The sequence below is a fragment of the Piscibacillus sp. B03 genome (genome assembly GCF_052246295.1).
In the GTDB taxonomy this organism is placed as follows: domain Bacteria; phylum Bacillota; class Bacilli; order Bacillales; family Alkalibacillaceae; genus Piscibacillus.
Map to the genome: position 1 here is coordinate 20,909 of NZ_JBQQCO010000027.1, position 12,345 is coordinate 33,253.

At 37.4% G+C, this 12,345-nt stretch carries 11 protein-coding genes; 1 reads left to right on the top strand and 10 read right to left on the bottom strand.

Annotation, left to right across the window (positions count from 1 at the left end):
• Positions 1 to 81 precede the first annotated feature (81 nt).
• The 10 genes from mfd to ACTWQB_RS14725 form a co-directional block, all read right to left on the bottom strand.
• Positions 82 to 3,621, bottom strand: coding sequence for a transcription-repair coupling factor (mfd, locus tag ACTWQB_RS14680; RefSeq protein ID WP_443139948.1), 3,540 nt, complete (start codon positions 3,619 to 3,621; stop codon positions 82 to 84).
• Between the two features lie 90 nt (positions 3,622 to 3,711).
• Entirely contained in the window at positions 3,712 to 3,930 is a 219-nt protein-coding gene (locus tag ACTWQB_RS14685; RefSeq protein ID WP_443139949.1) for an anti-sigma-F factor Fin, read from the bottom strand.
• Positions 3,931 to 3,993: 63 nt separating this feature from the next.
• Positions 3,994 to 4,557, bottom strand: coding sequence for an aminoacyl-tRNA hydrolase (gene pth, locus ACTWQB_RS14690; protein WP_443139950.1), 564 nt, complete (start codon positions 4,555 to 4,557; stop codon positions 3,994 to 3,996).
• A 298-nt stretch (positions 4,558 to 4,855) separates the two neighbouring features.
• The gene (locus ACTWQB_RS14695) at positions 4,856 to 5,497 is read right to left on the bottom strand and encodes a 50S ribosomal protein L25/general stress protein Ctc (protein WP_443139951.1); all 642 of its coding nucleotides are present in this window, start codon (positions 5,495 to 5,497) and stop codon (positions 4,856 to 4,858) included.
• Positions 5,498 to 5,687: 190 nt separating this feature from the next.
• On the bottom strand, positions 5,688 to 6,641 hold the full coding sequence (locus ACTWQB_RS14700) for a ribose-phosphate diphosphokinase (protein ID WP_443139952.1): 954 nt from the start codon (positions 6,639 to 6,641) through the stop codon (positions 5,688 to 5,690).
• Positions 6,642 to 6,667: 26 nt separating this feature from the next.
• Complete coding sequence (gene glmU / locus ACTWQB_RS14705) at positions 6,668 to 8,041, bottom strand: bifunctional UDP-N-acetylglucosamine diphosphorylase/glucosamine-1-phosphate N-acetyltransferase GlmU (RefSeq protein WP_443139953.1); 1,374 nt, start codon at positions 8,039 to 8,041, stop codon at positions 6,668 to 6,670.
• A gap of 462 nt (positions 8,042 to 8,503) precedes the next feature.
• Positions 8,504 to 8,791, bottom strand: coding sequence for a septation regulator SpoVG (gene spoVG, locus ACTWQB_RS14710; RefSeq protein WP_054754931.1), 288 nt, complete (start codon positions 8,789 to 8,791; stop codon positions 8,504 to 8,506).
• A gap of 284 nt (positions 8,792 to 9,075) precedes the next feature.
• Positions 9,076 to 9,888, bottom strand: coding sequence for a pur operon repressor (purR, locus tag ACTWQB_RS14715; protein WP_443139954.1), 813 nt, complete (start codon positions 9,886 to 9,888; stop codon positions 9,076 to 9,078).
• A gap of 68 nt (positions 9,889 to 9,956) precedes the next feature.
• Complete coding sequence (ispE, locus tag ACTWQB_RS14720) at positions 9,957 to 10,805, bottom strand: 4-(cytidine 5'-diphospho)-2-C-methyl-D-erythritol kinase (protein ID WP_443139955.1); 849 nt, start codon at positions 10,803 to 10,805, stop codon at positions 9,957 to 9,959.
• A gap of 142 nt (positions 10,806 to 10,947) precedes the next feature.
• A complete protein-coding gene (locus ACTWQB_RS14725) occupies positions 10,948 to 11,553 on the bottom strand; it encodes a hypothetical protein (RefSeq protein ID WP_443139956.1) in 606 nt (201 codons plus the stop codon).
• A gap of 122 nt (positions 11,554 to 11,675) precedes the next feature.
• Between ACTWQB_RS14725 and ACTWQB_RS14730 the strand changes: the two genes are divergently transcribed.
• Positions 11,676 to 12,047: a hypothetical protein gene (locus ACTWQB_RS14730; RefSeq protein WP_443139957.1), complete on the top strand. Its 372-nt coding sequence runs from the start codon at positions 11,676 to 11,678 to the stop codon at positions 12,045 to 12,047.
• The last annotated feature ends 298 nt before the right edge of the window (positions 12,048 to 12,345 follow it).

Below are 12,345 nucleotides of genomic sequence, written 5' to 3' on the forward strand. Positions count from 1 at the left end.
CTTTGATGTACTTGCATTGGTGACGAAGGTCATCCGCTCGACACCTGCTAGTAATTTTTAGTATGAGACAAGAAACCTAAACTATTCATTTATTGGTAATTTTTTTGTTTCAGGCAGTTTTGTTAAAAATTCCTCTAAAATTTTATAACGATCGGAGCGGTTTTGGCGTTGGAACTGAAACATAACTTTTAATTGCTTTCCTTCAGTCCCAAGCTGAACCATCCGTCCATAATCATTCGCAAGAGTAAATAGTTGAGCCCCGTCTACTTTTTGACTCTCTTCTGCATCCATGAGTAGCTCTAGTTTATTCTTTCTTTCATCGATGTTTTGAATACGTTCTTTCTTAGCTAGAATGCGGATACGCGAGACTTGAAGGAGATCTTCAACCTCTTGAGGATATTCCCCAAAACGATCTAATAGTTCATCTTTCGTATCATAAATATCTTGAAGCTCCTCAGCAGCCTGAACCTGTTTATACATCTCAATTTTTTGAGCTTCATCTGTAATATATTCTGCCGGTATATAAGCATCTATATCTAGGGACATCTCAACCTCAAATGGCTTCGACTCCTCATAAGTTTTGCCTTCTTTCTTCGCTTTAATGGCATCATTAAGCATTTGAGAATACATGTCGAATCCAACTGAATCGATAAATCCATGTTGTTCCGTACCAAGTAAATTACCCGCACCTCGAATCGACAAGTCACGCATCGCAATTTTAAATCCTGAACCAAGTTCGGTAAATTCTTTAATTGCTTCTAAGCGCTTTTCAGCCACCTCAGTGAGGACTTTATTTTGTTGATACGTAAAGTAAGCATAAGCTAAACGATTTGAACGCCCAACACGTCCTCTTAACTGATACAATTGGCTAAGTCCCATTTTATCGGCATCATAAATGATCAGTGTATTAACATTTGGAATATCGATTCCTGTTTCAATAATGGTAGTGCTTACTAAGACATCAAAGTTACCTTCCAAAAAGTCAAAAATCACACCCTCTAGTTGTCCCTCGTTCATTTGTCCATGTGCATAGTTCACCCTAGCATCTTCTACTAATGCATCAATTTCAGCTGCTACTTTTTCAATCAAATCAACTCGATTATACAAGAAGAACACTTGACCACCACGAGCTAACTCACGCTCAATCGCTTCACGTATAAACGCTGGGTTATACTCCAACACATACGTTTGAATTGGAAAACGATTTTCTGGTGGTGTTTCGATAACAGATAAGTCACGTACGCCTACCATTGACATATGAAGTGTACGAGGGATTGGTGTTGCAGTTAGAGTTAGAACATCAACATTTGCCTTTAACTGCTTAATTTTCTCCTTATGTTTAACACCGAAACGTTGTTCTTCATCAACAACTAATAGCCCTAGGTCTTTGAAAACAACATCTTTTGATAATACACGGTGTGTTCCAATTACAACATCAATTAGACCTTTCTTTAACTTATCTAACGTTTCTTTTTGTTGTTTAGCAGTTTTAAAACGACTTAATAACCCGACATTGACACCGAATTCTTGGAAACGCTCCTGGAACGTTTCGAAGTGTTGTTGTGCCAAAATCGTAGTCGGAACTAAAACAGCCACTTGTTTGTTATCCATAACCGCTTTAAATGCTGCACGAACGGCAACTTCTGTCTTTCCGTAACCGACATCACCACAAAGCAAGCGATCCATCGGGCGTTCCCGTTCCATATCTCTTTTGATCTCTTCAATACAACGGACCTGGTCTTCTGTCTCCTCATATGGAAAAGCCGCTTCAAAATCCCGTTGCATCTCAGTATCAGGTGAGAAGGCATGCCCCTTGGACGCTTCACGTTCTGCATATAACTGAATTAAATCATCCGCTATATCTTCAACAGACGATTGTACACGTGATTTAACTTTTTTCCACTCACTGCCACCTAAACGATACAGCTTCGGAGCTTTACCTTCAGATCCAACATACTTCTGAACCTGATCAATTTGATCAACTGGTACATATAACTTATCATTACCTGAATAATTAATGACCATATAATCCTTATGTAAATCATTAACTTCAAGCGTTTCAATCCCTAAATATTTACCAATCCCATGATTAATATGGACAACGTAATCGCCAACTTTTAACTCTTGATAGCTTTTAACACGCTCTGCATTCGAAATTTTTTGGCGTTTACGCTTTTTAGGTTTTTGCTTTTTAAACAATTCTTCTTCAGTTAAAACTGCAAGCTTAAAAGCAGGCATCTCAAACCCTTGACCGAGACTACCTTGGATAACAATGGGTTCGTTTACTGGTAACTGTTGGTCAGAATCCACTTGATATGCCTTCATATTATAATCATCTAAAACATTAACAATACGATTAGCTCTCTCGTCATCCTGAGCAATAATTACGACAGAATAATTGGCATTTGTCCACCGGTCTATCTCATTTTTGAGCATCGGCATTTGTCCATGGAATGTTTGCATCTGTCTACTAGAAATATTAATGATATTTTCAGGTTTCGTATTTGGAATATGACGTAAAAATAGTGAGAAATAGACTTTAGGTTGAGTCATTTTTTGCATGACTGTAGCCCAGTCAAACGTTAACGTTAATCCATTAACTAATGACTGGGTTTCTAGCATATCTGTATACCAATTAGCCTCTTCTTTGTCCAATTGTTCTGCTGTCTCAATAATGCGACTCATTTCATCAAATACAACAATGGTATCGTCACTCAAATAATCTACTAAACTATAAACCTGATCATAGAGTAGCGATAAGTATTTAATAAGCCCTGGGAATTGTTCCCCTTGCTCTAAACGTTCGATATCATAACCGATTGCTTCTTGAAGTCTTTCTTGCTTTTCCGGATCACTTAACTTCTTTAACGACTTTGCCAGAAGGTCCTTCAATTGATCAGCCGCTGATTGCATTTGTTCAGGTGTCAGTAAAAACTCATGAACAGGTCCAATATGAACGTGATTCAATTCTTCATCGGACCGCTGATCATCCGCATTAAAATATCGAATCGACTCTACTTCGTCATCAAACCACTCTATACGAATCGGCTTTTCTTCTGTTAAAGGGTATAAATCAATAATCCCACCTCGGCGACTCATTTCACCTGGTGCTGTCACCATATCGGTTATTTTAAATCCCAGTTTAACCAACTTTTCAATCGTTTCTTCGAATGGATAAACTTCGCCTACTTGAAACTCAACCGATGCCTGTTCACTTACATCAGAAGGTGGTAAAACACGTTTTAAAGCGGCAACAGGTGCCACTAATACACCTTGTTGATTCGCCTGCCACTTCTCCCAGACTTCTAACCTTTGGGATTTTAATTCAGGGGAGGCTGTTTCAGTTTCAGCTGCCAATAATTCATTAACTGGATATAACAATACAGAATCAGGGTCTTGAGAGACTGAAGCTAGTTCTTCAAATACCTTTTGAGCCTGTGTTAAATTATGTGTTATATATAACATTGGCCGGTTCGTTTCTTCTTGAAGAGCACTTGCAAGTAGCTGCCTCGTCGAAGTTGTCAGACCTGCGACAAGCTGCTCATTCATCCCACTTTCAAGACCCTCTAACAAATTGGTGATATCATCTTGTGAAGTAAAATACGACTTTAAACTCTGCAACGATTACTCCCCCTTTGCACTTTCTAAGTTCGTTCTAATTCATACATAAGCAGAAAAACGCCTTGGCTGGCGCCAAAGCTTGTAAATCTATTAATGAATAAACGTATCATTTTCAAACAAATTTGGGTTTTGCGTTAAAATATCTTCGCAATGTTCACATACTAATTGCACAAATACTTCGCCATCGTCATTAAGCTGCACAATATCTAAGGCAAGTGGTTGTTGCCCTAATAAATCATATACCCGTTCTTCATCGTGTATGACACCCATTGACTGTTGACAATGCCTGCATTTCATCGTTACCGACATGGAATAACCTCCCTTTGCAAACTATTAAATAGGTTTGCCAAAAACAAGGAGAATTATGCAGGCTTACTTAGTATTGTAAGTATTCATAACTTCTAAAAATGACTGTTTCATCCAATCTTCACAAGCATAACCCGACTTCTCAATGGCTTCTTCAACATCGGGTCGCTCCGCCTTCGAAAATTTACCTAATACATAATCGACAACAGGTAAGTCAGTTTCTGGTCGTCCAATTCCAAGCCGAATACGGTTAAACTCTTTGGTCCCGAGTTGATCAATAATGTTTCTAATCCCATTATGACCTCCGTGACCACCTTTTTGTCTTAAGCGGATACGTCCTGTAGGTAAATCTAAGTCATCATAAATTACCACAATGTCTTGTGGGTCAATGTCATAATAGTCTACTACTTTCTTAACTGCGTTTCCTGATAAGTTCATGTAAGTTTGAGGTTTTAACAAAATAACTTTTTCGCCATTCCAATGCTCTTCAGTATAATGAGATTCAAAACCACTTTTGCTTAGTTTCCAACCATTTTCTTTTGCAATATGATCCACAACCATAAAGCCGATGTTATGGCGCGTTTTACGATATTTAAAACCTGGGTTTCCTAACCCGACGATACACTTCATATTATGCGACTCCTTTATCATTTAAGCTTGTTAAAACAAGTTATTATATAGTTGCTTCAGGCTGGTGCTTTGTTGTGTACGCCCTCAACATTGAATTTTAACAAAATACTATATTAAATTTAATTATTTCAGTAGCTTTTTATGTAAGGATATACTTAAGTGTTTCACAAACCTATAAGAGTCATTCTCTATCAACAGATATTTAACCTTCTGTTTATGAGTAATTGATGAAATAAATAAAGATCGAAGCCGAATGGTATGTGACTTCGATCTTTACACTTATTAAAAATCTTACTAATTATTCTTCTTCACTATCTTCTTTTTCATTAATTACTTCAGGCTCTGCGTCTGTTTCGCCGCCTTCTTCACCCACTTCAGGAACTTCTGCTGATTGAGGTGGTAAGATTGTAATGACAGTTGTTTCAGGGTCATCTAGGATTTCGTAACCTTTACCTGATTTTAAGTCACTAATTGTGATACTATCACCAATCGTTAATTCAGAGACATCAATTGCGATCTCTTCTGGAATGTTATTTGGTGTTGAGCGAACATTAATTGTGTGTAACGTTTGCTGCTTAACCCCACCGTCTTTCACACCTTGTGGTTCGCCTTCAAAGTTAATATTAACTTCTACATCTACTTCAGTAGACATATCAACTTGATAGAAGTCAGCGTGTACTAACTCATCTTTAATGATATCTGCCTGATAATCATAAAGCATGACATTTAGCTTATCTTTACCTTCTACCTCAAGTGAAAATACAGCGTTACGACCTTCGTCGCGAACGTTTTTAATTAGTTCAACGCCTTCAACAGCTACAGTAAGAGGTTCTTTACCTTTACCGTATACAACTGCTGGAACGTAACCTTCATTTCTTAAACGTTTAGTTTGTGACCTGCGTAGATCTGAGCGATCTTTCGCTTGAATTGTTGCTGCCATGATTTTCAACCTCCGTAATTTTTAATCTATTATTTCCCCTTCCCTTTATTATACCTTTTTAAACTAAGAAGTAAAATTATAGAGACTGTTTTGTTAACCTTGTTAGTCAACTAACTCAAGACAGACGCTGCCCTAAGCCGTTTGAAAACAGCCAATATTAAAAATTACAATCATTCTATGAAGTTGATTATTAATCGAATAATGTGCTGATTGAACGATGTTCGTGTACACGTTTTATTGACTCAGCAATTAACTTGCCAACAGATAGTTGTGTAATCTTAGGAGACTGCTTGTCTTCTGATAAAGGAATGCTGTTTGTCACGGCTAATTCTTTAATTTTTGAGTTATCGATTCGTTCAATAGCAGGGCCTGATAATACAGGGTGTGTACAGCATGCGTATACTTCTTTAGCTCCGTTTTCCATCATTGCATTAGCCGCAAGAGTGATTGTTCCAGCTGTATCAATAATATCATCAATTAAAATAGCTGTTTTGCCTTCTACATTACCGACAATATTCATCACTTCAGCCACATTTGGCTTAGGACGGCGTTTGTCAATAATCGCAATTGGTGCTTTTAAGCGGTCAGCTAACATCCTAGCTCTTGTTACACCACCGTGGTCAGGTGATACAACTACTACATCTTCTAAATTCTTCTGAACGAAGTGTTCACTTAGAATCTTTACACCTACCAAGTGATCAATAGGGATGTTAAAGAAGCCTTGAATTTGTGCTGCGTGTAAATCAAGCGTGATGACACGGTCCGCACCTGCTGTTTCTAACAGATCAGCAACTAATTTGGAAGTGATTGGTTCTCTTGAACGTGCTTTACGGTCCTGACGAGCATAACCGTAATAAGGCATGACAATATTAATCGTTCTTGCTGATGCACGTTTTAAAGCATCAACCATGATTAAGAGCTCCATTAGATGTTCGTTAACAGGAGCTGATGTGGATTGCACTACGAATACATCACATCCACGAATACTTTCTTCAATGTTAATCTGTACTTCTCCATCACTGAAGCGTTTGACTGAGCTTTTACCTAATTCAACACCTACATGATCAGCAATTTCTTTAGCTAAACCTGGGTTTGAATTAAGACTAAAGACTTTTAAGTAAGGGTCATTGTAATGGTTTGGCATAATATAGAGAACCTCCAAAGAATATATTATTGACGTTTTTTCAAACGTTCTACATAACCTTCTTTATTTTCTTGACGAGATCTTGCAATCGATAATGATTTTTCAGGAACATCTTTTGTAATTGTCGAACCTGCTGCGACATATGCGCCTTTCTTAATCGTCACAGGTGCAACTAAGTTAGAATTACAGCCTACAAAAGCTTCATCCTCGATCACTGTCTTATACTTATTTGTTCCATCATAATTGACGGTAATTGTGCCACAGCCAATGTTAGCATCCTTACCGACTTCAGCATCTCCAATATAAGAAAGATGAGATACTTTACTGTTTGTATCAATAACAGACTTTTTAACCTCTACAAAGTTTCCGATTTTAACACCATTTGAGATGTCACTATCTGGACGAATATGTGCATAAGGACCAATATTAACGTTTTGCCCTACTTTGCTATCTGCCACGACACTTTGCTTAACAACGGTATTTTCACCAATTACACTATCTTTTATTTCACTATTTGGACCAATGATTGCATCACTTTTAATGACACTGTTTCCAGAAATTTTCGTGCCTGGTTCAATAGTTACATCAGACTCAATTTCAACTTCTGGACCAATATAAGTGTTCTCAAAATCTATAATAGAAACGCCATTACGCATATGCTGTTCGTTAATACGGCGCTGCATAATTCTTTCTGCTTTTGCTAAAGCAACTCGGTCGTTCACACCGATTGTTTCTTCAAAATTCGGTGTTGTATAAGCTACAACTTTTAATCCACGTTCTTTAGCAATAGATAAAACGTCTGGTAAGTAGTACTCACCTTGAGAGTTATCATTTGATACATTGTCTAATGCATCAAATAGCAATTCATTATCAAAACAATATACACCTGTGTTAATTTCATTCACTTTAAGCTCTTCATCTGATGCATCTTTATGTTCAACGATCTTCTCTACTTCATTGTGTTCATTGCGAATAACACGACCATAGCCTGTTGGGTCATCTAGTTTAGACGTTAAAACAGATACTTGAGCTTTTTCGTTTTCATGGAACGTCATAAGTTCACTTAACGTATCACCTGTTAATAGTGGCGTATCACCACAAACGACGATGGTTGTTCCTTCTTTACCCTTCAAGTAACTTTCAGCCATTTGAACAGCATGTCCAGTACCTAATTGCTCTTCTTGAAGTGCGTACTTTGTTCGTTCGCCTAGTTGTTCTTTAACCAAATCAGAGCCGTGGCCAATGATCGTAATCATTTCCTTGAGATTTAGACCTGATAACTGGTCGACCACATGTTCAACCATAGGCTTGCCACACACCGGGTGTAGCACTTTATATAACTTCGATTTCATACGTGTACCTTTACCAGCCGCTAACACCACGGCATATCTATTTGACATATTCATTTCCCTCCAACACATTCTCATCCATTATGAATATATCTTAAATTATAAGCGCTTGCAACTTAACAGCGTCTAAATATATTTACAATATTGTGATGATAAACTCTGCTAAACCAGGGATATTTTGGTCTAATTAAAATGCAACAAGTAAGGAGCTTGCGTGTTTTTTATTTTAGGTTAAATTTTCTAGAGATGTCCAGGTAGGCCTGACACTCCTACGGGAAAAGCGAGCCAGGCGAGACCCCACAGGATGCGCCTGCGATTACTCGGCGCAAGGGTGCAAAGAAGATTATTCAAGTAGCACCCTGGCTCGCGGATCGCCCGTGGAAAGGGAAGGCCTAACCTGGAAGGTTACTCTTAAGACTTATAGTTAATTATCAGAAAATAACCTTTACCCCAACAAATATTATAGAGCCAAAAAAAGAGCCTAATCACACTTGATTAGACTCTTTTGCCATATTAAGAAGCACCTGCTTCTTCATATTCGACTTCCTCACCGACGCGGTGGTATTCTTCTAAGACTGCATCTTGAATTTTACCACGTGTGTCAGAATTGATTGGGTGAGCAATGTCTCTAAACTCACCATCCGGTGTACGCTTACTTGGCATAGCTACAAATAAGCCGTTGTTCCCATCAATGACACGAATATCGTGAACGACAAACTCCCCATCTAAAGTGATCGATGCGATCGCGCGCATTCGACCATCCGTGTTCACTCGGCGCAATCTTACGTCAGTTACTTGCATTATGTCTCACCACCTTTAAAAAATTACTAGCTTTAAAAGCTTCGAAAAATAGATTGAATAATGGCAAAAATCAATCTAAAAAATAAGGACTTATTTCTAAAGTTCCACAAGATTTTAAATTATCCTTCTATTTTTTGAAAAAATTTAAAAAAATATTAAATTTATATGTTAATTATGAGATTACTAGATAATATAAAGACTTTCAATATTTTGAAGATAAAATTTTTAATCAAAAAAATCCCCGAGCAGGAAAAATCCTTAGTTCGGGGATTAAATTCATAAAATTAATTAAAGTAATTTCCTTTTTCAACTTTAATGGTTTGTTGAATTTCATCAACTTCCATAACTCTAATTAATGAAATATAATCTTGTACTTTACGGTCTTCTTCTTCATCCTCAGCTTCAGCTAATACACCAATACCTTTAACGTTTGCATTGAATTCGTGCATTAAGCTTTTCATACCTTGGATTGTCCCTCCAGCTTTCATAAAGTCATCAACGATTAAGACATTCGAACCTTCTTCGATGCTTCTCTTAGCAAGTACCATTGTTTGTATCTTTCTAGAAGAACCTGAAACGTAATTAATACTCACCGTTGAGCCTTCTGTCACTTTAGGATCTCGTCTTATAATCACAACTGGGACACCAATCACTTGCGCAACTGCATACGCTAAGGGAATTCCCTTTGTCGCGACTGTTACGACATAATCAATCTCAGAATGTTCAAAAGCTGAAGCGAATACTTGACCAATTTCACGTATATAAGTTGGATGACCTAATAAGTCACTCATATAAACATAACCGCCTGGTAAGATTCTAGATGGATCCTCCAATTGTGATATAAGATGTTCAACAATTGTTGTAGCTTGGTCATTAGATATGTCAGGAATGTACTGAACACCCCCAGCTGCTCCAGCAACTGTTTTCAACTCACCAATTCCCATCTGCCTGAACATATTATCAATAATATCTATATCTTCACTAATAGATGATTTCGCAGCTTGATATTCCTCAACAAAGTAAGGTAGTGAGCTTAACGTCTTAGGGTTATTCAAGAAATAGTGGGTCATAGCCACTAAACGTTCGCTTCGTTTCATATGCCGTTCACCTCAAAACCGAATATTCTTTGTTGACTATACCATGATTGAACGGATTTATCCATAAATTAGCGCAACATCCTTACAGCATATACTTCTGAACAGAAGCCTCGTAAACTGTTGTAGATTCTTACTGCTTTTTCTTCTTTAGCAACTAACGAAAAAACCGTAGGCCCACTTCCACTCATCAGAACCCCATCTCCACCTGTTTTCTCCATACGTTGTTTAATTTGCGCAACTTGCGAATGCATGGAAATAGTGATTGGCTCTAACACGTTTCCTAAATGTTGACAGAGAGCTTTAAAGTTTTGATTTTCAAGTGCTTTAATAGCTGCTTGGGTATTAGGGTGTTGCATGTCATCAAAATTAACTTTGCCGTAAACATCTTTTGTAGAAACTCCGATGTTTGGTTTCGCAAGTACAACCCAAGAGGCTGGCGGAGATGGTAGTGGCGTGAGTTGTTCTCCACGCCCTTTTGCAAGTGCAGTTCCACCCATGACACAAAACGGAACATCAGAACCAATCTCACTTCCGAGTACTTGAAGCTCTTGATTTGATAAACCAAGTGCAAACAAACGATTAACACCACGTAGCGTTGCGGCAGCATCACTACTTCCACCTGCTAACCCAGCTGCTACGGGTATTTTTTTGTCTAAATGTATGCGAATTCCGGACTTGATATTATATCGTTCTTTTATTAAAGTTGCAGCTTGAAACGCTAAATTGCGTTGGTCATTTGGAACAAATCGATTTTCTGATGCTATCTCAACCTTGTCTTGATCCATTTTCTCAAAGGATAAACGATCAGCTAAATCAATAGTCGTCATGACCATCTCAACTTCGTGATAACCGTCATCACGTTTATGTAAAACATCTAATGTTAAATTTATCTTTGCCGGTGCTTTTTCATAGATCATTTCAAGTCTCACCTGCCTATGTTTTTCTTTACGATTGTACCACAAGTTGAACTTGGATATAAAACAGAAACGTGCCGTGACTTCCTTGCGTATATAAAAAAGACTACCTAAAGGTAACCTTTAGGTAGTCTTCAATAAATACTTATGGAATATTGACTGTATACGACATACTTACAAAGGGGATATTTACACCCACACTAACTTTTCTTAACCCCTTATTGACCGCATATCCGACTGTACCAGCTACCGAGGCTGTAATGGCGGCTGCGGCACCAGCTCCCCAGGGCCCCGCTTTAGCGATTTGTTTTATGTGCCAACCAACATACCCTGCTGCAAATCCACCAGCTGCAACAGCACTCATCGCTCTAACTCTTGGACCTAAGTTGAGGTGTAGACCCACAAAACCTTGAGTTTGGTATTCACCTTCATCTTTTATTTCTTTAAAAGACCCCTTATTAAGATCAGTCGAAATCATTAGTTCCGCATCTCTTTCAGAAATTCCCATTTCTATAAGCGTTTCCTTATCGGCAGTAAATACAACTTCTCCATTTGAATCTGTTTCGAAGTAGTCCGATAGTTCTACTGCTAGCTGTTCCGATTCTTCACTTACATTAAAATTCTCCGAAGTTTTTCTATCAATCGATTCTTCATTACCGATATTGTTTATCCCCCCGGCAAAACTTGTTGGAGCGAACAAACTAAATACGGTCACAACAACTGTTACTACAATTAAAAACCGTTTAAACATAAAAAAACCTCCTAGTTTATTTTAACTCAGAAGTTTATACTAGGTGTAATAATTATAATATGATAAAATGTAAAAAAAAGTCAAAAAATTAAAATAAATTACATTTTTGGAGGATTACTATCATGTATTTAATCTTATTCACAATCATTTATTGTGCACTTACACAGGTTTTGAATATAGATCTTATATTTGCTTCGGGAATTTATTTAGCAAGTTTATGTATCGCCAAAGGATGGTTAAGCGAGGAACTTAAAGATGTTTTTAATCTCAAAAAAACTAAATACTTGTACAGAAAAATTGGATTGAAATACTCTTTAATGGATTTATTATCTTTAATTCTAATTTTCAGTAATCCGTTTTTAATTGGTCAAATGGCTCTCTCTTTTTTCGAAATAATGTATATAATTTTTCTTATTGCAGTTGTGTACCGCTATATTTTTTGGGGCATGACTAAAACAATTAAACGAATATTCAAGGTGCATGAAAAAAGCTAAAGCTCATGGCTAAGCAAAAAAAATCAAAACATCACCATATCAATTTAAAGACTAAGCAGGTCTTAATAGTAAGGATTATCGATTAGAGACTCACTTGACAGTACACAAAATGAAACATACACCTAGTAATAAATACCACATAACAGTGTTTTGCTGATTCTTACTTATATTTAAGAAAAACCGGACGTAAAAACCACGTCCGGTCCTCTTTTGGGTTAGTGCTTACCTTTGAATGTATGCGTTTTACCTCTAACATCAATATATTCAACAGGATACATTTCTCCATTACATTGCTCAC